Source organism: Leptolyngbya sp. FACHB-671 (assembly GCF_014695745.1).
GTDB lineage: Bacteria > Cyanobacteriota > Cyanobacteriia > Elainellales > Elainellaceae > JAAUTN01.
This window is the reverse complement of the sequence record NZ_JACJOV010000157.1, coordinates 37,404-58,016: the sequence shown is the minus strand read 5'-3', so window position 1 is coordinate 58,016 and position 20,613 is coordinate 37,404. Positions and strand designations below refer to the sequence as shown.

The window sequence follows — 20,613 nt, the reverse complement described above, 5'->3', positions numbered from 1 at the left end:
TACAAATATGCGGTTCAGTCTTAACCGCAAAATTACAGAGAGACGGTTGGCAACAACTAAGGAGGATTTATGCGAGCAGTGCTGATGGCCGGTGGATCGGGAACACGGCTCAGGCCGCTAACCTGCGACTTGCCAAAGCCGATGGTCCCTATCCTAAATCGTCCGATAGCCGAACACATCGTCAATTTGCTCAAGCGGCATCGAATTACAGAAGTGATCGCAACTCTGCACTACCTACCAGATGTGATGCGCGACTATTTTCAGGATGGCAGCGACTTTGGGGTGCAAATGACCTATGCCGTTGAGGAAGATCAACCCTTGGGCACTGCGGGCTGTGTCAAAAATGTTGCTGAATTGTTAGATGAAACGTTTCTCGTGATCAGTGGCGATAGCATTACAGATTTTGACTTGAGTGCGGCGATTCAGTTTCATAAGCAGCGCGGCTCAAAAGCCACACTGGTGCTGACGCATGTTCCTAACCCAATCGATTTTGGAGTGGTCATCATTGATGAAAATCAGCGAATCCGCCGGTTTCTAGAAAAGCCTTCTAGCAGCGAAATCTTTTCAGACACGGTGAATACAGGTACCTACATCCTGGAACCAGAGGTGCTGGACTATTTGCCTGTTAATCAGGAATCAGATTTTTCTAAGGAACTATTCCCGCTGCTGCTAGAGAAGGGGGAACCTATGTATGGTTATGTGGCGGAGGGTTACTGGTGTGATGTGGGTCATCTCGATGCTTATCGGGAGGCACAGTATGACGCACTATATCGAAAGGTAAAGCTGGATAGTAGCTATGAAGAGCGATCGCCCAATTTATGGGTAGGACAAAACACTTACATTGACCCAACTGTTCAGATTGAGACTCCAGCACTCATTGGTAGCAATTGCCGGATTGGGGCACGGGTACAAATCGATGCCGGAACGGTAATTGGCGATAATGTGACGATTGGTTCTGATGCAGATTTGAAGCGACCGATTGTGTGGAATGGAGCAATTGTGGGGGATGAAGTTCACCTGAGAGCCTGTGTTGCAGCGCGGGGTGTTCGCATCGATCGCCGTGCTCATGTATTAGAAGGGGCGATCGTCGGTTCACTTTCGACGGTGGGCGAGGAGGCGTTGATTAATCCAGCAGTACGTGTCTGGCCAAGCAAAAAAATTGAACCGGGCGCAACACTCAACATGAATTTAATCTGGGGACATGCCGCCCATCGCAACCTATTTGGACAACGCGGCGTTTCAGGACTGGCAAATGTAGATATCACGCCAGAGTTTGCAGTCAGGTTGGGTGCAGCCTATGGCTCAACGCTCAAACCGGGTTCTAATGTGACTGTCTCTCGTGACCAGCGCAGCATTTCGCGTATGGTGTCGCGATCGCTGATTGCTGGGCTCATGTCCGTGGGCATCAATGTGCAAAATTTAGAAGCAACCGCCATTCCGGTTGCCCGTGCGGTGTTGCCCACACTATCGGTTGCCGGGGGAATTCATGTGCGGGTTGGCTCCGATCGCTCTGACCACATTTTGATCGAGTTTTTTGACGCAAAGGGAATCAACCTTTCCAAAGGGCGAGAAAAGAAGATTGAAGGCGCTTACTTCAAGGAAGATTTTCGCCGAGCGCAGATTCAGGAAATCGGCAACGTCGTTTATCCAGGTCAGGTAATCGACATCTACAGCACTAGCTTTGAGCGCCACCTCAACGCAGAAGCGATTCGCAACAGCAATTCTAAAGTGGTGATCGACTACGTGTATGCCGTATCAGGTGCCGTTCTACCTATTCTCTTGGGTAAATTTGGCTGCGACGCCGTGGTGCTAAACGCGAGCCTCAGCCCTAACGTTCCCTCGGTAGCAGACCGGGAAGTGCTGTTAAGCCAACTGGGACATGTGGTAGAAGCACTAAAAGCCAACCTGGGCGTACAGGTGTCTGCAAATGGCGAACAGTTGATTTTGGTAGACGAGTCAGGCAGTGCCATTCGCGGCGAACTGCTGACCGCGCTGATGGTTCATATGATTTTGACAGAGCATCCACGAGGCACGGTGGTTGTACCAGTGAATGCCTCCAGCACAGTGGAGCAGATTGCCCGTCGTCATGATGGTAAGGTGATTCGCACTAAAGCAAACCCGACTGCGCTGATGGAAGCCTGCCACACTAACAGCAATGTGGTTTTGGGTGGCAGCGGGGAAATGGGCTTTATCTTCCCCCAATTGCATCCTGGCTTTGACGCAATGTTTTGCATCGCTAAACTGATCGAAATGTTGACGCTGCGAGAACAGGAGATGTTTGGCAACGCACCACGCACACTAGGTCAAATTCGAGCAGAACTGCCTCGCGTTTGCCACAAAACGATCACGGTGCGTTGCCCCTGGACGGCAAAAGGGGCATTGATGCGGCATCTAGTCGAAACCCATCCGGCTGAGGATCTCGACTTGACGGACGGGGTAAAGATTCTCAACCCGCAGCATGACAGTTGGGTTTTGGTGTTGCCAGATGCTGGAGAACCGCTGGTGCATCTATTTGCAGATAGCAGCGATCGCGGCTGGGTCGATGAAACTTTGAGAGAATATCGCGCTCAAGTGCAAGAGTTTGTCGATCACGAGCAGGGCACTGAGGAACCTCGAATTGATCTCGACAAAATAGGCGTTTGAGCATTGAGGAAGTAGAGGCTGTCAACTTCTTCTGTCAGATCTTATACTAGTAGACGGTAGGTCAAGTGTACTATTTTGTGAAACTTCGGAAGGAGAGCGATCGCCTTCAACAATGTGGAGAATCGCGTCTCTACAGAACTAACGCGAAAAATCTACCCCAAAAAATGCAGAGTTGGGGCTTTTTAGATTAAAACTATTATTTGAGCTCAGGAGTGTTGAGATGAATAGCTGTATTTTGATGGCGGAGATTATTCAAGAACCTCAGCTTCGCTATACCTCTGATAATCAAACGCCGATCACTGAAATGATCGTTCAATTTCCAGGAATACGGGATGATGACCCACTAGCAACCATGAAGGTAGTGGGCTGGGGCAATTTAGCCCAAGAGATTCAGGAGCGCTTTCATGAGGGCGATCGCGTCATTATCGAGGGTCGCCTCAGCATGAATACCATCGATCGCCCTGAAGGGTTCAAGGAAAAGCGGGCTGAGCTGACCGCCCAAAAAATTCACAGCGTTAGCGGAGACGTAGTCGCCAGCGCAGTTTCTAATCCTGCAACTGCCGCTGCACCCGCACCTACATCTGCACCTGCATCCGCACCTCGTAGTCAGGCACCTGCTAAAACGGCGAGTCGCTCGGCAACCCGCTCTGCTGCTCCGGAAACTAGCAAGTCTGCTGCCTACTCTGCACCTGCTGAGACGGCAGACTACGACGACATTCCGTTCTAAATGCTGTGTTATTGGGAGCGATCGCACGAATGCCAATCTTTTGGCTTAATTTCAGCGTTCGTTCTCAAATAATTCTGCATTCAATTACAAGCATATTTGAGCGTGTCCAAATTCAGAATTTGCTCCAGGCCCCAAAGGTGAATAGTTTGGTCACGCCCAGCAGAGGCAATTCACTTTGCTGTTGGGGCTAAATCCGTCGGGTCACGCCCCTTCAAGCAATCGCCAAAGCCAACTTAAAATAACGGGCGTACAGATCGCATCTCGGTAAAACCTTCTGATTTTGCACGCTCGTCTAACGTAATTTCTTCTCCACTTAGATGATGCAACGCTAGCTGAATCAGGTAAGGATTGCTACCCATTAGCGACATCAATTGCTCAACCGAATCTGTTGCCATCTCCGTACCTGCCTTTTCTATATAGGCTCTCAGCAATCCTTACGCTTTGGAAATCGGGTTTTCATCGTGCTTCAATTCACCTCTCCTCGATAAAAATTTACTTGCTTTGAGAAGCTGTTCTTTTTATCACTCCCGTCCTAACTTTACAGCTAGCAATTCACCGTAAGACATCACTTAGGCAAGAATAATTATCATTTACTTTCATGGGTATACAGTATTTAGTCTTAATTTAGTTAAACTTTAATTCTTTTTATACAAGACGTTAATAGCGCAGTTGCTAAACGGTCACAACAACCTGCTATGAACTTGTTGTAGATTTCCTACGAATGAACTATTCAACTTAATTCTCATGTTGAATTAGGATAGCCATGGCAGTAACTTGCTAAAAATAGGAGTTCCGGCGCTTAAATTGCGTGGTTAATTTGCAATTTTCACTTAGTAAGAGATTTAGCGTCAGCTATCCCAACTAAAGTGAAGAATTACTTAGTGATTAAAGAGAAATCTCTCGTAAACAGCTAGTCCGAAGAGCCTAATAGACGAACAGTCTACTGATACTCTGTGAGAGCGAGCAAGTCAGGATCACCTGAAGTTGGCAAGTCACTCACGCTAGTCAAGCTGCCGAGCTATTGACCTGCAAGGAGAAAATAGATTTACGAAACTGAATTTTCACCAAGTGGCAGTAAAAAGTTGCGCTCACAGAATCTAAACTTCTCATCAATAAATATTAATTTACGATCTGCCTTTGGGTAGATGACGACACTTCAATTTTAGCAGCCCCAGAATTGTTAAGTTGAGAAATGTATCGATCGTTCTAGGAGTTTGCTCAAATTCCTAGAAAGTGTTGAGCATCGCAGATTCTAGGAATCCTCATGCTATAACAACTACAGCATCCTCCAGTGGTCTACGTTGCGCTTTAATCTGGTGCATTACCTTTAGGTGTTTTATTAGACTGCATTAGTAGACCAATCAACTTAATTCGTGTCTTTCAATTAATAGACTTTCGGCAAACATTAACAACAAGTTCCATTAAATTAACGTTCTTGTGTTAACCAGTTTGTTTAGCGGAATCCTTGGGAAAGTTAATTAGGTAATAGTTGCTTAATGTTAAAGACTGACTAGATTAATTTGTAGCTATCCAACAACCCAAGAATGTTCACGGAAAACTTTATTCCTCACGGACACTGCTATCTGTGGAAGCCCGATTTAGTAGGCTTGCACATTGTGTCAGATGCGTTAATCGCGATCGCCTACTATTCGATTCCCCTGACTCTGATCTACCTTGTCCAAAAGCGGCGAGACATTCCCTTTAACTGGATCTTTTTGCTGTTTGGGGCATTCATTGTTTCCTGCGGCACCACTCATTTATTAGAAATCTGGACACTTTGGCATCCTGTCTACTGGATTTCTGGAATGACCAAATTGGGAACTGCTGCTATTTCTCTCTACACAGCGATCGCACTGGTAAAGTTGCTTCCTGTGGCGATGGCAATTCCCAGTGCGGCGCAGCTAGAAGCTGTCAACGACGAGATTAGGGAACGCCAGCGAATTGAAGCAGAACTCAAGCAAAAAAATTTAGCACTGGAGCAAGCAAAGCTAGAGGCAGATTTAGCCAATCGGGCAAAGAGCGAATTTTTGGCAAACATGACCCACGAGCTACGCACTCCTTTGAACGCAATCTTGGGCTTTACAGAACTGTTGACCTGTGACTCAAACCTCACCACCGACCAGCACGAACAACTCCGCATCATTGACCGCAGCGGCGAACATCTGCTGTCGCTGATCAACGATGTGCTGGAGATGTCGAAGATTGAAGCAGGCATGACAACGCTCAATCCCAACAGCTTTGATCTATGCGGACTGATTGCCAGACTGAAAGAGATGCTGCAACTCAAGGCTGAGTCTAAAGGCTTGCAGTTTATTACGGCGATCGCCCCGGATGTGCCGCAATACATTCAAGCAGATGAAAATAAGTTACGTCAGGTATTGCTCAATCTGCTGAGTAATGCCATCAAATTTACCGTGACGGGCAGCGTTGAACTGCATGTAGCAGCTAAAACAGCCCTAAACGATGGTGATTCTTCACCAGATCAAATTCTCTACTTTGAGGTGACAGACACCGGTCCTGGCATCGCTCCTCACGAGATTGAAGCTTTGTTCAACCCCTTTGTACAAACTGAGACAGGACGCAAATCTCAAGAGGGAACAGGATTGGGATTAGCGATTAGCCATCGATTTGTGGACATGATGGGCGGTAAGCTAATGGTTGACAGCAAGCTAGGAGAGGGAACGGCGATCGCCTTTGACCTACCCGTTGAACTAACCCCAGCCCCACTCAGCTATGCCAACCTCTCAGGAGAACGGGTAATTGGGATAGCTCCCGAACAGCCCACCTACCGCATTCTGGTAATCGAAGACCGTTGGGAAAATCGTAGCTTGCTGGTGAGAATGCTCAGCAACATCGGCTTTGAGGTGCTTGAGGCAAACGATGGGCAGGAAGGAGTCACCCTCTGGCAAAATTGGGAACCCCACCTGGTTTTGATGGACATGCGAATGCCTATCATGGACGGCTATGAAGCAACTCGACGCATTAAAGCCAATCCTAAAGGACAGTCAACCGCCGTCATTGCAATCACTGCCAGTGCCTTTGACGAAGAACGCGCCAAGATTATGGCAACAGGCTGTGACGACTTTGTTCGCAAACCCATTCGAGAAGCATTGCTCTTAAGTAAAATTGCTCAACATCTGGGAGTGCGCTATCTCTATGAAAGTTCCTCTCAAACGCCCTTGCTTCAAACTACAGAAGCCGAGCATTTGACAGAAATCAAAATGCCCAAACACGAAGCACTGCTGGCGATGCCGTCGCTCTGGCTAGAGCAGCTGAATGAGGCAGCTTTGAGGGGCGATCGCCAACAAATTTACACCTTATTGGACTACATTCCTGATCCAGATTCATCTTTAAAGTCAGCCTTAACTACTTTGGTTAAAAACTTTCGCCTGGATTTAATTGCGAATTTGACCCAGGAGAGTGCAAGCGAATCGCAATTCTCAAATCATCTGTAGCAATCCCAGATGGCTTGTAGAAACTCAATGAATCGTGTCACTGCGGAACTCTCACAATCAATTTGGGATTGCTAGATAACGTAAATCTTCTGGTCGTTAGCACCCTCCAGAGAACTTCGTTCAGGGATGCAAGATGAATAGCTTTAGTCAGATTCGTGCAGGGTTAATCGGCTCTGTGCTAGTGACGCTTATTTCCTCGATTGCCATTAGTCGCGCCGCGTCTGCTGAAAATTTAACTGTAGTCAGCTTTAATGTAGAGTCGGGAGGTTCTGACCCAGTCGTGATGGCGACTCAGCAGATGGCACCCCTGGACGGCGTGGATGTGTGGGGTCTGTCTGAGGTACAAAATGAAGCTTGGGTCAATGCTTTAGAAACCGGAGCAGAAGCAGGAGAACAAGCTGACTTCGACTCAATCTTGGGTACAACGGGAGGTGGCGATCGCCTCGCCATTCTTTATAACAGCACTTTACTAGAAGAGGTTCGCCACGAAGAACTAGACGAACTCAATCTTGGCGGCAATGTTCGAGCCGCACTAGTTGCCCAGTTTCGCCTGCGGCAAACAGGCGAGGAATTTCTGTTTGTGGTGAATCATCTCTATCGCAGTGAAACTGAGCTGCGCCATGAACAGTCCCGGCTACTCAACGCCTGGGTACAAGAACAGTCTCTTCCAGTCATTGCTGTTGGAGATTACAACTTTGACTTCAATGTGACAGACGGCGATCAGGGCGATCGCGATGCAGGATTTGATCTACTTACCCAAAACGAAGCTTTTGTGTGGATTCGCCCTAAGGATTTGATTGCAACTTTTTGCAGTACTAAATACAACAGCATCCTAGATTTTGTTTTTGTCGCCAATGCTGCTAAAACCTGGACGGTAGAGTCATCCGAGGTGCTGTTTGCTGATCCCACCTCAAACTATTGTCCTGATGACGAAATAACTAGCGATCACCGTCCTATTGAAGCAACGTTTCAACTACCATCCGATCAGGCAGATGGAGAAGCGAGTCTATCCCAGCCAGGAGGGTGGTTTCGACAGGTGCTTCAGGCGATCGCTAGTCTAGTTAGAAGCTTGCAATCTTAAGCTAGCATGGCTGAATGCGGACAGGATTTATGAAAGTTTGATTAATCTACTGGAATCAAGTCAAACTCACGAATTTTGGGCTTGATTGAATCACCTGTATCTAGCTCCACGGTGTAGGAAGCGCCCCACAGGGTCGTCACATCCGGGCTACGTACAACCACTCCCGTTCTGCCATTTAGGTGGTGAGGCTTAAGCAACCTGTTAATCTGAATTTTGACGCGATCGCCTGGCTTAAATCTTGGAGTATTCATATTCAACTCTTACTAAAAATCAAACAAGCTGTGAATCTCTATTAACGACTCAAGCTTCGCAAACATAGCAATCCATAGCCTCTGTCGCACGTCGACTTTCTTCTGCATCTTTAGAGGGTGATTCTCTATGACCCAACCGACTCGTTCTCAATGGGATAATCTGCTTTGCAACCTAGGAGACTGGCGAGGCTCATTTACCCGACTCTCTCCTCAAGGAATCGTCAAAGAAGATATCCCAACCCAAGTCACACTGGAAGGCTTGAACCAAAATCAAACCGTTCGTCAGGTCATCCGGCATTTCTCGGAGACGGGTGAGGTGTCGCAGGAGAAGGTGTTGGAGTACAGTTCTCTTAACCGCAGCACACTATTCTTTGAAGACGGTGCTTTTTCGCAGGGGTCGATACAGTTTGGACCATTTTCAGAATTTGGAGCAGAGCTAGGCTTCATTCGGGGCGATCGCCGTTTGCGTCTCGTGCAGCTTTTTGACACCCACAGCAGTCTCTCTAGCCTGACGCTAATTCGCGAACATCGGGCTGGCACGGAAGCAGCAGAACATCCTACTCTGACTGTCGAGCAGTTGATCGGTGAATGGCACGGGGAAGCGACAACACTTTATTCGGATTGGCGATCGCCCGACTGTTACGCCAGCCAGTTGATTGTGCAGAGAGAGGGCGATCGCTTACACCAAAAACTGATTGCCCCCAATTTAGAACTGAATTCAAGCGCACAAATTCAGCCAAACCTGCTGCTGTTTGACCAGGGAAGTTATCCCATACAGGTACTTTTGTTGCCTGACGGGGCTTCTTCTAATACACCGCTGGCAATTCCCAAAGGTAAACCCTTTTTCCTCGAAGCGGGATGGCTGGTTCAGCCTGGTTTACGTCAACGCTTAATTCGCAGCTATGACGCTCAAGGTGGCTGGGTTAGCTTGACTCTAGTCACAGAACACAAAACCTAAACCCTATTGCGTCGCTCCAGAGCAGCTTTGACGTTGGGTTTACTTAGAAAAATAATAGTCAGAATAGGGTAAATCAAACCTACTAAGCCACCAACCACGCCGCCAACAATACCCCCTATGGCAGCCGGATCACTGGATGCAAGACCGCCAGAAAAGATTCCGACGATAAAAATCATGTTCAAAATGCCGATGGCGATCGCAATGTAGGCGTAAATAATTGAGCCTGACCTTGCCCAGGGCTTTTTCATCAGCAGTCCAATTCCCAGAATCAGCAACGCCAGAGCCATTAACGGAGCAAACCACGCGGAAGCCCTGAACCATCCGATAGTCGCCGAATTTGCTCCAAAGTTCTCAAAAAATTCAATTGATTGATCTAGACTGAGCAGTCCGAGCGGACTAGTAACCAGTCCAAAGCTACCAAATACGATATTTAAAATACCAAAGACTTTTACTGAACTTGGAACAGTTTGACCTTCCATCGCTTCATCCCCTTTTGATGATCGACTTCAACATCAAACTGTAAAGCATTTAGCAATTTGAGCAAACATGATCCTAACTTCAGCAAAATAGCTGAGAAGAATAGGAGATGTCTGGTCCATTCTAGAAGTACGGTATCGTCTGGAACTCAAGCTGAATGCGTCAGTCCTCTACCAAATCCCTACAGCAAAATCCTTTTCTCACCTATCGTGATCCTAAGACGGGACGCTGGCTGGTCGTCAAACCGCAGCAGCAGGTTAGCTTCTCTGACTACACAATATCAATCAAGTTTGATGCAGCCGTTGGAAAGGCAAAAGTTGTTCTTTTGAGATCTTCTGCAGATAACTTGTATCAGATTGCCAACGCAAAAATGTTGACTAGCTCTTCAGCATAAGATCCCAGCAGGTGCGCTCCGAGAATGCGATCGCTCCCTTCTTCGACCAACACCTTAAAGCCTGAGTAGGGTTCATTAATACGGCGTGAAAAGTACCAGTCTGAAGTATCCGGCTCATAGAGGGTCTTGAACTTCAAGCCTTGCTCTCTCGCCGCTTTTTCTTGTAAACCCACCGACGCCAGTGTGGGGATGCTAAACACCATACTAGGAATTTCTGTGAAGTCAGGTTTGTGATGATTTCCCTGGAGCAAGTTATCAGCTACCACATGCCCTTCGATGCTAGACACAGGCGTCAAAGGCGGCGCACCACTCGCTGAAATATCACCGGCTGCATAAACCTGAGGATTTGAGATGCTCTGAAGGTAGTCGTTTACCGAAATGCCTTTTTTCTCATACTTAATCCCTGCCTTTTCTAAATCTAGGTCTTGAGTGGTGGGAACGCGTCCTGCTCCATGAACCACCATCTCCGTATCAAAAGTTTCTTCACCTTGCTCTGTCTCGACCTGCACCACTAGGCGGTCTGCCTGCTTCTGGATGCCTTTGACTTGTGTATTGACTTGCAGATTTATACCTAGATTCTGAGTTGCTTCAACAAGCCGCTCAACCAAATCTGGATCGAAGGGTTCCAGTGGTCTTGAGCCTTGATGCAAAATTCGCACCTGAGCGCCAGCCCGTGCTGCAATGTGGGCAAATTCCATTGAAATGTAGCCGCCTCCAATCATGGCAACTTGGCGGGGCAATGTTTCCAACTCTAGAAACTGGTCACTGTAGGTTAAATATTCTTCGCCTGAAATACCCAGGGGGGCAGGTTCTGCACCAGCGGCGATCGCCACATAGCGTCCGCTCAAGCGTTCGTCCCCAACCTGAACAGTTGTTTCATCTACAAACTTGGCAAGACCAGGAAAGGTCTTGATCCCAGCATCGGTGTAGGTTTTCTCACGTTTTTGGGGAACGGGTTCAGTAAAGGTGCGTTTGAACCGCATAAGATCCTGCCAATTAATCTGCAGGTCTGCTGAGGTTATGCCCTTGCCTTGCATCCGCTTTGCCCAATCGATCACCTCTGCGGCACCACCTAACACTTTTTTGGCATCGCAACCTCTCAAGGCGCAAGTTCCACCAAAGGGACGAGAGTCGATGATAGCAACGCTCCAACCTGCTGATCGGCACTTTTTGGCAATAATGGAACCCGCTGTTCCTGTGCCTATGACGATCAGGTCAAATTTTTGGGTCATCTAAAATGCCTTTTCTGTCGATTCGATTTACTGCTACAGCGGCTAACGTTTTATCTGCCGCAGGCTGTAACTCTTTCAAAATAGGCATGAATAGCGAGGCGATCGCTCTATCAAGAGTAGTACATTCAGCAAATCACCTTCAGCCTGTTAGTGCCAAAGTCTGATGCTTCTATCCTTGCTGCTACTAATCAAGGTTTTCCCATCAGGGCTAAAGTCCAACGAGATCACCCAATCTGAGTGTCCAGCTAGCGTATTCACGAGTTCCCCAGTTTGCAAGTTCCATACGCGAACTGTTTTGTCGAGACTGCCACTGGCGGCCGTTTTTCCAGAAGGGCTAACGGCAACGGCAACAACTTGTTCTGAATGACCGGATAGCGTCTTGGTGAGTTCTCCGGTTTGATAGTCCCAGATTTTGACGGTTTGATCCCAGCTACCGCTGATCAAGGTTTTACCATCAGGGCTGAGGTCGATCGACCTGACAGCGTTGGAGTGTCCCTTGAGGGTGCGTAGTTCTTTCCCGGTTTGCAAGTCCCAAACCTTGATACTTTTATCGCTGCTGCTGCTGGCAAAAGTGCGGTTGTCGGGGGCGATCGCCACTGACCAAACCGACTCTGAATGGCCAGTGACCGTATGTTGCAGTTCGCAATCTTGCAAGTCCCAAATTTTGACTGTGCCATCGTAGTCACCGGTAACAAACCTACTGCCATCGGGACTAATCGCAATCGTCCACACTGGACTCAGGTGACCTAAAAGCGTTCCACGCAGCTCACCAGTTTGTAAATTCCAAATTTTGATGGTTCCGTCCCCACCACTGCTAATCAGCGTTTGATTATCGGGGCTAATAGCAACTGCTCGAATCGCATCTGAGTGTCCTGAAAAAGAGCGGAGAACTTCACCGCTGTAAACATCCAAAAGCTTAATATTGCTGTCATAACTGCCACTTACCAAGGTTTGACCATTAGGACTAACAGCAACTGCCCAGATAGTATCTGAAGTTTGACTCAGGAAGTTTGTCAAGGAGAAATCGGGCTCTGGAAATGCTTCCTGTGACTCAATTGGAGCAGGGGACACCGAAAGCGGTAGCCCGTAATAATAAGCTCCAAGTGCCAAACCCAGTAGAACCCCAGCGCCAAACATCAGCAGTGGGGAGCGATGCCGTCTAGGGCTTCGAGGCGAAATTTCTGCTTCTTCAATCGGCTTTGCCCAAGGAAGTAACGGTAGCTGAGCAATATCAGTTACCGTTACTTCCTTAGCAAGAATGAGCTGTAAATCGCCTGCTGTTGAGACGGTTGAACTCTGTAACGCTGGCTGGAGGTGATGCTGAACCTCTTGCTCTGAGGGAGGCAACTCAACAGCCGGTAATACTGCTGAGGAAACGGTGTTTTGCAGTCCTGGCAACGCTATCACAATGCTCAGATTCTCCGCACCCTCAAGGTCGGGAATAGAAATGTTGGGCAAGGAGTGTAACAACTCAGCTAGCTCTGCTGAACTGAATTCTCCCTGTTCGGGACGGCGTTCCTGTTGGTGGTTTTGCAAGTAAACATACTCTGCCTCTACTTTATGAAGCTGAGTAGCAGCATTAATTTTCAAATTCTTCAGGCAAGCCCCAGTCCACCGAGTAGCAGTAAAGTCAGCTCCTTCTGCCTGGGCCTTGGTCAAATCGGCATGAGTAAAGTCAGCTTCGCTAAATTTAGCATCACTTAAATCTGCGCTCGCGAGATTTGCACCTTGCAGATTTGCTCCGTTAGCATACGCAGCACTCAGGTTTGCTCCAGATAAGTTTGCACCTTTCAGATTTGCCCCAATTAAGCAGGCGCGACTGAGGTTAGCATCACTCAGGTCAGCTTTACTTAAATCTGCCTCAAAAAAGTATGCTCTGTTGAAATCTGGTTTAACCGCAGGGTTTTCCTTTCTCCAGCGGTTCCAAACTTCTATTCCTTGCTCAATCAACTTGAGGTAGTCGTTATCCGCCACAGTACGCACCTCCTTAGAAAGCGAAAGCAAAGGCATTGCACAGAAGCATTACGCAACTGGCAGCCCTAAGGATTCACAATTTGGACAATTAGTAGATGCTGGATGATAGACGTAACCGCTCTGATGGTTGTTCAGTCTGCTTGTTATTCTCTGCTAAATGGCAAGCTAATGCCAACCCTTACATCAAGTAAAGCAAACATTACAGGAAGTGTTTAACCTTGAGTCAAACCCCAAGGTTGAGGGACGAAAGCAAATAACGAGTTTTTACATCAAGGATTGGAGTAGGGCTAGGACCTGATATGACAAACAGCGATATTTTGAGAAACTCTGCTGTCTACTACCTTTTTCAAAACTATTTCTTCAACGGACAGCCTTAGAGAAGATTGATATTAAATACTTTATGTAAAGGAAAAAGCCTAATCTCTGAGCCGGTAACGCTTTGGGCATTACACATTAGAAATTAGGCTTTTAAGGTGAGGTGTGAAAAGTGTGGTCTAAGACGACTTAGCAACCTTTTGTGCTAATCAGCAAAGCTAAAGTTTTTCTGTCTAAGCTCTGTCGATTATGTCTTTTGCTGCATCTTTGACATCCTCTACAGCATGCATTGCTGCTGCTTGGCTTTGCTTATCTTGACCCTCAACTTTATCTCTGGGATTACCGGTTACATCACCGGTTGCTTCCTGAATTTTACCTTCAACATTTTTTGCAATTGCTTTTGCTCTATCTTCAATACTCATGTTTGTACTCCTTTATAAATGATGTAAAGTTAACCTTTCGATTTGAAGAATAACACTTTGAATAATAGAGACACATCGTTCCCCAGGCAGACTGGCTACATCTCCCTAGAGATGTATTTCTAAAAACTCTAATATCTGCCTGTTAAATGATATCAGTTGATACTAATTCTTTTTGATCTTCAAAACATGCAGTTTCACGTAGAAACGCTATGAACAAAAATGGGGGCATAAGCCCCCGTAACAATCTACTTATTCGTAATACAAATTTGCTGCCTATTAGAGAGACGAACTTAAACTTATTTAGAATGCTCCTACCCTCGCGAAAACCACGTAGAGAGTTCTAAAGATCACGAACAGGTCGTAAAGGGGAGTCCAACGGCTCTGGTAGCGCAGATCCAAATCTACAATCTGCTCAAAATCTTCAATGGCAGAACGACCATTGACTTGCCATTCGCCGGTAATTCCAGGCTTGACATTCAGGCGTTGCCAATGACGATCGCTATATTGAGATACTTCATCAATGGTGGGAGGACGAGTTCCAACCAAACTCATGTCACCCATCAGCACATTCCAGAACTGGGGCAGTTCGTCCAGGCTGGTTTTACGTAGAAACTTACCTACTCTGGTAATGCGAGGGTCTTGACGATTTTTGAAGATTAGCCCTTTTGCCTCATTCTTAATCTGCGCCTTTAGCTCGTCTGCATTCGTGACCATTGAGCGAAACTTCACTAGGTGAAACACCTGCCCTTGTAGACCGCAACGCTTCTGGACAAAAAAGATGGGGCCAGGATTGTCGAGTTTGATGGCGATCGCGATGGGTACAAAGACGATGGCTAGAACCAATAACCCAATAAGACTTCCACCAATGTCGAGTATCCGCTTGAAGTTAGAGGTTACAGAAGGGTGAAGAGAACTGAGCTTTAACGCTTGGGATTGAGAGGAATCGGCGATCCTAGGTGAAAGTGTAGATTGCATAGTTTATTTCCTTGCTATCGCTGTCGTATTGAGATAAAGCGTGTATTCACTCAGGTTTAATTACCTAAACATATATTCACTTCTTGAAGACAAAACAGTTTCCAAGACGACTTATCCAAAACTTTATTGCGGGATCAGTATTTTCCAGCTTGTTTAAATTATTTATAAAGTGGAAGAAAAACTGTTGTTTCACTTCCTTTAGGTAGATGCTGCTGAGAATGAAGTAGGCAGATGAAACAGCTTTCCTTTTGCACAAAAGAGCGTTAATCAGGAATACAAACTCCATCAAGCCGTCTTCTATCTATAGATATAGATTAGAAGAACTCGGGTCTTCCGATTCTCAGCGTGAAGACGATTAAGGTGCTATTTGAGCTGTTTGTAGAAGCCTAGCAAATTGCTGTAAGTCTCTTCCACCAGGCATTTGGGCATCTCAGACCTTCTACGGGCAGTCCTAGAAGCAATGCTGTTTCAGTTCAGAGTGGAAAATTATATCGGGCGATCGTCTACAATCTATCCAAAGGTAGAAGCGAGAAAAAAAAATTAGCTTCTCGAGTTAGCTTCATCGTGTTAACCTCCTGCTTTTGTAATCTTTGAAACAAGGAAAACAATCCAAATTACAAGGATTTACGGAAGTATTATTAGAAGAATCGGGAATTATTTTCAAGCCAACTAGAATTGATCACATCCCACTCTCCGTATACGTAGTATTAATCTGTAAAGGTAATATGAGTGTTCGGTGAAGTTGCGCAGAATCGTTGATCTAGTAATAAAAACTGTGCGATATTTCTTCGCATGTCCTCTTAATACCTTGCGTAGATACACTTAATTAGTAATTACTCCACAACTGGTTTCAAAACAAATTCTTGATTTGAGCAGTTCTAACCTGGAGCAAGCAAAGTTACTAGAGTGTTCTCTACATATGTGCAAAGGCAAATTAAGAGCACATCACGCTGAACTCAAGAGTTTTTAGGACTCATGATCTTGTCCCCCGATAACTTCTAACTAAAAGTTTCCAGAATCTTCTTCACCAAACTCTAAGCGGTCAAGAGGCGAGGACAGGGCGACATTACCATCTCATGACTCCTCCCAATAGCATAGGCTTTTCTCAAACTGCTGCCTTGAAGAAATTTGATTCAGATGAATCGCTCTTTTAGGCTATGTTCAGGAGTTTCCAGAGTCTTCATTCTGCGATAGTGATGATTGCTTGAGAGAACTGTAAGTTCTCATAGGCTATCTCGTGCTGCAAGTTAAAGCTTTGCCTCAGCTATCGTGAAAGATCAAATTAGTCAGCAGTTGAAGTTATTCAAGTAGAAAAGAACATGGGTCGTGAGGTCAAAAGGGGTAAATTCCAGATGACGGAAGAGGTCAAAATTCTAAACCTGTCTATTAGCAATTTATCTAGGACAGAATTGCTAAATCAATTAAAACTGGGTGTTGTTTTTACGCCTAATGTAGATCACTTAATCAAGCTGCAAAGCGATTCGGATTTCCTTAAGGTTTATGCTGCTGCGGATTATAAAATTTGCGACAGCAAAATTCTGTTATTTGCATCCAAGTTCTTGGGGAGTCCTATCAAAGAAAAGATTTCCGGCTCTGATTTTTTTCCTGCATTTTACGAGTACCACAAAAAAAATCAAGAAATCAAAATTTTTCTGCTAGGTGCTGCTGCTGGTGTAGCTAGCAAAGCCCAAAATAGAATCAATAAAAGAATTGGTAGACAGATTATTGTAGGTTCCTATTCTCCTTCTTTTGGTTTTGAGAAGAATGAGGAAGAGTGCCAAGAAATTATAGATATCATCAACCGTTCAGGAGCAACGGTCTTGGCAGTTGGAGTAGGTGCACCCAAACAAGAAAAATGGATTTGCAAATATAAAGATCAGCTGCCTAAGGTCAAGATTTTTCTGGCGATTGGGGCAACGATCGACTTTGAAGCAGGGTATAAGCGTAGAGCACCCAAATGGATGAGTGAAGTTGGGTTTGAATGGCTTTACCGACTTATCTCAGAGCCGAGAAGACTCTGGAAACGGTATCTGGTAGATGATGTTTATTTCTTTTGGCTAATTTTGCAGCAAAGATTCAACCTTTACAAAATTCCAATCGCTTTGGGGTTGGAATCAGAGCAGTACAAATCTCCAAAGCAAACTAGTAACCTTTCAGCCAAGGTTTAGATTTTTGGGGAATATCGAATAACTTGGCTTGGCTTTTCACAATAGCTAGAGTTAATTTTTTGGTCTGGTTTTATCTGGTTTTATTACCGCTGTGAGGACACCTATGAATCATCCTGTTATCGCTATTGGACTTGATGCTGCAGACCCATTGTTAATCGAAACTTGGATGTCGCAAGGGCATCTGAAGAACTTAAAGCAATTGTGCGATCGCGGACTCTACACTCGCCTCAAAACCTTCGATTACTATCGTGCTGAAACTCCTTGGACAACTTTCCTAACAGGCTGCTCTCCCCAGAAAACAGGCTACTGGGCACCTGTAAAGTTCTACGAAGGCACCTATGAAGTAGAAGAAATCGAAGCTTACGATTTCTCTGAACATCATCCTTTTTATGCCCTAGGAGATGACTATCAGGTTGCAGTATTTGATATGCCGCAGTCCACTCTTTCAGAGCAGGTTAACGGGTTACAGGTCTTAGCTTGGGGTGCACATTCACCACTTACACCTAGCCACTCAAAACCCGCAGGTTTATTAGAAGAACTGATACAAAAACACGGCGAACATCCCAGATTGCGGAAGGACCACGCGAGCTGCATGAATGTAGCAGCATTGAAGCGATTACAGTCAGACATTCAGGTAGGAATTGCTCGTCGTTCAGCCATTTGTCAGGACTTGTTGCAGCGCCAACCCTGGGATCTGTTTCTCACGATTTTTGGTGAAACTCACTCTGCGGGACACTATCTCTGGCATCTAAGCCAACCTAGTCACCCTCTGTATGACACTTACAAAGATCAAGTTTCTGGCGATCCACTGCTAGAGGTATTTGAGTCGGTAGACCGGGCGATCGGAGAAATTTTAGACAAAGCGCCCAAAGATGCTCAAGTAGTCGTCTTTGCAGCACATGGCATGGGCAACAACGTGATGGATTTGCCCAGCATGGTGTTTTTGCCGGAACTGCTTTATCGGTTTAACTTTGGCAAACCGGCTCTGGCTCCTGGGCAGCTAGGTGCTCCGCCATCAGAACCGATTACTAAAGGGCGAGTTGAGCGTGGCTGGATTGGTGCAGTCTGGGGCTTAAAGCACGATGCAAATCGGCTTAGAAGCTGGTTGCGGCAAAAGCTGCCTAATAAGCTGTTCAAACATGTGGAGCCGCTATTTGGCAAAGATTCACAGCCTGAGCTGGTTTCCCCCTTCAAATTAATTGAGCAGGGCGACGCACTGTTCTTTCAACCTGCGGTTTGGTACAAGCCATTTTGGTCGCAGATGCGGGCATTCGCGCTGCCTAGCTACTCTGAAGGCTACATTCGCATTAACCTCAAAGGTCGTGAGCCAGAAGGCATTGTTGAACCATCCGAGTATGAAGCGCTGTGTGACGAACTGAGCCAACTGCTTTACAACCTGAAAGACGCGCGGACAGGACAGCCCATGGTGAAGCAGATTGTCCGCACGCGCCAGCAGCCAGACCAGCGTGACCCCAAGCTGCCCGATGCCGACCTAGTAATCATTTGGCAGGAAGAGCATGTCACTGATGTTGTAGATAGTCCTGAATTGGGACGAATTGGGCCCGTTCCCTACAGCCGCACCGGGAGCCATCGCAGCGATGGATTCTTGATGGCGCAGGGCCCAGGAATTGAGCCAGGTTCTAGTGCGCCAGAAGGACATGCGCTAGATCTCGCTCCAACCGTTTTAAGCCTGATGGGTGCATCGATCCCTCCTCACTTTGAGGGAAGACCGTTGATTGAGACGTTGATTTTAGCGAAGTAACGCTACGTTCATTCATTCATCACTAGGTAAGAACAAAGCTATGAAGCATCCGGTTGTTGCAATTGGTTTAGACTCGGCGGATCCGGTTTTGTTGGAGAAATGGATGTCTCAGGGGTATTTGAAAAACCTGCGACAGTTTCAGCAGCAGGGGGCATATGGGCGGCTGGTCAACATGGAGTATTACAAGGGCGAATCTGCCTGGACAAACTTCTTGACGGGTTGTTTGCCGCACAAGACGGGCTACTGGTCTAAATACAAGTTCAATCCTCAAACTTATGAGGCTAGCAAGATCGGTGATTACGGTGCTTACGACTATGCGGAATATCCTCCCTTTTACGCCGTTGGGTCTGATCATCGGGTGGCAATGTTTGACATGCCGCAAACGGCTTTGTCAGATCAGGTGAATGGGTTGCAGGTGTTGGCCTGGGGTGCCCATGCACCCATGGTGGCTCCTGCGTCTCAACCTGAAGGATTGAGAGAAGAGCTGATCAGAAAGTATGGGGACTATCCGATTGATGTTTTGCACCACCAGGATCGCTCGGACTGGTACAACTCAGACTCGGTAGAGCATTTGCGGCGATCGCTTACAGATGGCATTCTGCGTCGAACTGCAATCACTCGGGACTTGCTGGGGCGTGAAACGTGGGATCTGTTTTTGACGGATATTGGGGAACCTCATACGGCGCAGCATTATCTGTGGCATTTGAGCCAGCCTGATCATCCGCTTTATCAGCCAAGTGCAACTGATCCGCTACTGGATGTTTTTGAAACGATTGACCAATCTCTAGGAGCAATTTTGGCTGAAGTTCCTAAGGATGCCTATGTGCTGATTTTCTCAGTGCATGGAATGGGGACGAATTCTGCTGACTTGCTCAGTATGGTGATGCTGCCTGAGTTTCTCTATCGGTTTAGCTTTCCGGGCAAGTCGATGTTGAAGTCGCAGGCAATGGGTGCGCCTTTGTCGGAGGCGATCGCCCCCAAAAAATCTGAACACTGGTACAAGCAAATTCACCAGCTCAAGGACGACCCTGACCCCATTGCCCGATTGTTTAGAGCCTTAGAACCAATCTTGCCAACGCGGTTGCTGATGAAGGCATACAAGCAGTTAGCCAAACTGCGCGGTTCAGCTCAGACAAACCTGTACGACTGGCATCCAGCACATTGGTACAAGCCGTTTTGGCCGCAGATGAAAGCCTTCTATCTGCCTGGTTTCTCAGATGGCTACATTCGGATCAATCTGGCAGGACGGGAAGCACACGGTGTAGTGCCTTTGGCTGAGTATGATGCAGTGTGCGATCAGCTAATTGAGCAACTGAAGGAACTTACCGATGCAAGAACAGGTAAGCCCGTCGTCAAAGGTATCGTGCGGACACGACAAAATCCGCTTGACCCCGATCCTAAGCTGCCCGACGCAGACCTGGCTGTGATGTGGGAAGACTCTGCGGTCGATACGGTTGATAGCCCCACCTACGGTCGTTTTGGACCCGTCTTCTACAACCGCAGCGGCGCACATCGAGCGAGAGGATTTGTTATGGCGCAAGGTCCAGACATTCCAGCTGGAACCAGCTTGACAGAAGGACATGCGGTTGATTTGGCTCCAACGATTCTACAAATGATGGAAGCACCGCTTCCTCAACATCTGGACGGAAAGCCACTGGAATATGCAGACGGCAAACCGCTAGTAGGTTTACCTCTAGTCAAGTAGTCCTGCTTCCTTAAATCCGTCTTCCTGGGGAGAGGGACTTAGATTCAGCTTCCTCTCCCCTCCTCGATAACTGA

General features: G+C 46.8%; 16 protein-coding genes. 9 read left to right on the top strand and 7 right to left on the bottom strand.

The window, feature by feature from the left end:
• The first annotated feature begins 69 nt into the window (after positions 1–69).
• The gene (locus H6F93_RS28410) at positions 70–2,643 is read left to right on the top strand and encodes a mannose-1-phosphate guanyltransferase (protein ID WP_190645893.1); all 2,574 of its coding nucleotides are present in this window, start codon (positions 70–72) and stop codon (positions 2,641–2,643) included.
• Between the two features lie 220 nt (positions 2,644–2,863).
• Positions 2,864–3,370, top strand: a complete 507-nt coding sequence (locus H6F93_RS28405; RefSeq protein WP_190645894.1) for a single-stranded DNA-binding protein — start codon at positions 2,864–2,866, stop codon at positions 3,368–3,370.
• 233 nt (positions 3,371–3,603) lie between these two features.
• Here H6F93_RS28405 and H6F93_RS28400 read toward each other — a convergent pair whose 3' ends face one another.
• Positions 3,604–3,801 (bottom strand): AAA-like domain-containing protein, encoded by a 198-nt coding sequence (locus tag H6F93_RS28400; RefSeq protein WP_277882886.1) that lies wholly within the window; start codon positions 3,799–3,801, stop codon positions 3,604–3,606.
• Between the two features lie 1,113 nt (positions 3,802–4,914).
• Between H6F93_RS28400 and H6F93_RS28395 the strand changes: the two genes are divergently transcribed.
• Together H6F93_RS28395 and H6F93_RS28390 are read left to right on the top strand one after the other, a co-directional pair.
• Positions 4,915–6,825, top strand: a complete 1,911-nt coding sequence (locus H6F93_RS28395; protein ID WP_190688458.1) for an ATP-binding protein — start codon at positions 4,915–4,917, stop codon at positions 6,823–6,825.
• 133 nt (positions 6,826–6,958) lie between these two features.
• Complete coding sequence (locus H6F93_RS28390; protein WP_190688454.1) at positions 6,959–7,906, top strand: endonuclease/exonuclease/phosphatase family protein; 948 nt, start codon at positions 6,959–6,961, stop codon at positions 7,904–7,906.
• 41 nt (positions 7,907–7,947) lie between these two features.
• Here H6F93_RS28390 and H6F93_RS28385 read toward each other — a convergent pair whose 3' ends face one another.
• A complete protein-coding gene (locus H6F93_RS28385; RefSeq protein ID WP_190645898.1) occupies positions 7,948–8,157 on the bottom strand; it encodes a DUF8139 family protein in 210 nt (69 codons plus the stop codon).
• Positions 8,158–8,284: 127 nt separating this feature from the next.
• Between H6F93_RS28385 and H6F93_RS28380 the strand changes: the two genes are divergently transcribed.
• Positions 8,285–9,115, top strand: a complete 831-nt coding sequence (locus H6F93_RS28380) for a DUF3598 family protein (protein ID WP_190688452.1) — start codon at positions 8,285–8,287, stop codon at positions 9,113–9,115.
• Here H6F93_RS28380 and H6F93_RS28375 read toward each other — a convergent pair.
• The gene (locus tag H6F93_RS28375; protein ID WP_190645900.1) at positions 9,112–9,594 is read right to left on the bottom strand and encodes a hypothetical protein; all 483 of its coding nucleotides are present in this window, start codon (positions 9,592–9,594) and stop codon (positions 9,112–9,114) included. The two genes, H6F93_RS28380 and H6F93_RS28375, sit on opposite strands and share 4 nt — an antisense overlap.
• A gap of 155 nt (positions 9,595–9,749) precedes the next feature.
• Here H6F93_RS28375 and H6F93_RS33565 point away from each other — a divergent pair, with 155 nt between their 5' ends.
• Complete coding sequence (locus H6F93_RS33565) at positions 9,750–9,986, top strand: hypothetical protein (RefSeq protein WP_199314153.1); 237 nt, start codon at positions 9,750–9,752, stop codon at positions 9,984–9,986.
• Here the strand turns inward: H6F93_RS33565 and H6F93_RS28370 are convergent.
• From H6F93_RS28370 to H6F93_RS28355, 4 genes are all read right to left on the bottom strand, one after another.
• Positions 9,944–11,218: a dihydrolipoyl dehydrogenase family protein gene (locus H6F93_RS28370; protein ID WP_199314151.1), complete on the bottom strand. Its 1,275-nt coding sequence runs from the start codon at positions 11,216–11,218 to the stop codon at positions 9,944–9,946. The genes H6F93_RS33565 and H6F93_RS28370 overlap by 43 nt on opposite strands.
• 147 nt (positions 11,219–11,365) lie before the next feature.
• Positions 11,366–13,192: a WD40 repeat domain-containing protein gene (locus tag H6F93_RS28365; protein WP_347277370.1), complete on the bottom strand. Its 1,827-nt coding sequence runs from the start codon at positions 13,190–13,192 to the stop codon at positions 11,366–11,368.
• A gap of 548 nt (positions 13,193–13,740) precedes the next feature.
• The gene (locus H6F93_RS28360) at positions 13,741–13,929 is read right to left on the bottom strand and encodes a CsbD family protein (RefSeq protein WP_190688446.1); all 189 of its coding nucleotides are present in this window, start codon (positions 13,927–13,929) and stop codon (positions 13,741–13,743) included.
• A 300-nt stretch (positions 13,930–14,229) separates the two neighbouring features.
• Entirely contained in the window at positions 14,230–14,904 is a 675-nt protein-coding gene (locus H6F93_RS28355; RefSeq protein ID WP_190688442.1) for a sugar transferase, read from the bottom strand.
• 1,319 nt (positions 14,905–16,223) lie between these two features.
• Here H6F93_RS28355 and H6F93_RS28350 point away from each other — a divergent pair.
• The 3 genes from H6F93_RS28350 to H6F93_RS28340 all read left to right on the top strand — a co-directional run bounded on the left by H6F93_RS28350 (position 16,224) and on the right by H6F93_RS28340 (position 20,539).
• Complete coding sequence (locus H6F93_RS28350) at positions 16,224–17,072, top strand: WecB/TagA/CpsF family glycosyltransferase (protein WP_199314149.1); 849 nt, start codon at positions 16,224–16,226, stop codon at positions 17,070–17,072.
• A gap of 103 nt (positions 17,073–17,175) precedes the next feature.
• Positions 17,176–18,834: an alkaline phosphatase family protein gene (locus H6F93_RS28345; protein WP_190688440.1), complete on the top strand. Its 1,659-nt coding sequence runs from the start codon at positions 17,176–17,178 to the stop codon at positions 18,832–18,834.
• A 40-nt stretch (positions 18,835–18,874) separates the two neighbouring features.
• Positions 18,875–20,539: an alkaline phosphatase family protein gene (locus H6F93_RS28340; protein WP_190645906.1), complete on the top strand. Its 1,665-nt coding sequence runs from the start codon at positions 18,875–18,877 to the stop codon at positions 20,537–20,539.
• Positions 20,540–20,613: the final 74 nt, after the last annotated feature.

Excerpts from the sequence above, each read along its gene's own strand:
- H6F93_RS28410 (WP_190645893.1), top strand. The coding sequence starts at position 70 with ATGCGAGCAGTGCTGATGGCCGGTGGATCGGGAACACGGCTCAGGCCG.
- H6F93_RS28405 (WP_190645894.1), top strand. The coding sequence starts at position 2,864 with ATGAATAGCTGTATTTTGATGGCGGAGATTATTCAAGAACCTCAGCTT.
- H6F93_RS28395 (WP_190688458.1), top strand. The coding sequence starts at position 4,915 with ATGTTCACGGAAAACTTTATTCCTCACGGACACTGCTATCTGTGGAAG.
- H6F93_RS28390 (WP_190688454.1), top strand. The coding sequence starts at position 6,959 with ATGAATAGCTTTAGTCAGATTCGTGCAGGGTTAATCGGCTCTGTGCTA.
- H6F93_RS28385 (WP_190645898.1), bottom strand. The coding sequence starts at position 8,157 with ATGAATACTCCAAGATTTAAGCCAGGCGATCGCGTCAAAATTCAGATT.
- H6F93_RS28380 (WP_190688452.1), top strand. The coding sequence starts at position 8,285 with ATGACCCAACCGACTCGTTCTCAATGGGATAATCTGCTTTGCAACCTA.
- H6F93_RS28375 (WP_190645900.1), bottom strand. The coding sequence starts at position 9,594 with ATGGAAGGTCAAACTGTTCCAAGTTCAGTAAAAGTCTTTGGTATTTTA.
- H6F93_RS33565 (WP_199314153.1), top strand. The coding sequence starts at position 9,750 with ATGCGTCAGTCCTCTACCAAATCCCTACAGCAAAATCCTTTTCTCACC.
- H6F93_RS28370 (WP_199314151.1), bottom strand. The coding sequence starts at position 11,218 with ATGACCCAAAAATTTGACCTGATCGTCATAGGCACAGGAACAGCGGGT.
- H6F93_RS28360 (WP_190688446.1), bottom strand. The coding sequence starts at position 13,929 with ATGAGTATTGAAGATAGAGCAAAAGCAATTGCAAAAAATGTTGAAGGT.
- H6F93_RS28355 (WP_190688442.1), bottom strand. The coding sequence starts at position 14,904 with ATGCAATCTACACTTTCACCTAGGATCGCCGATTCCTCTCAATCCCAA.
- H6F93_RS28350 (WP_199314149.1), top strand. The coding sequence starts at position 16,224 with ATGGGTCGTGAGGTCAAAAGGGGTAAATTCCAGATGACGGAAGAGGTC.
- H6F93_RS28345 (WP_190688440.1), top strand. The coding sequence starts at position 17,176 with ATGAATCATCCTGTTATCGCTATTGGACTTGATGCTGCAGACCCATTG.
- H6F93_RS28340 (WP_190645906.1), top strand. The coding sequence starts at position 18,875 with ATGAAGCATCCGGTTGTTGCAATTGGTTTAGACTCGGCGGATCCGGTT.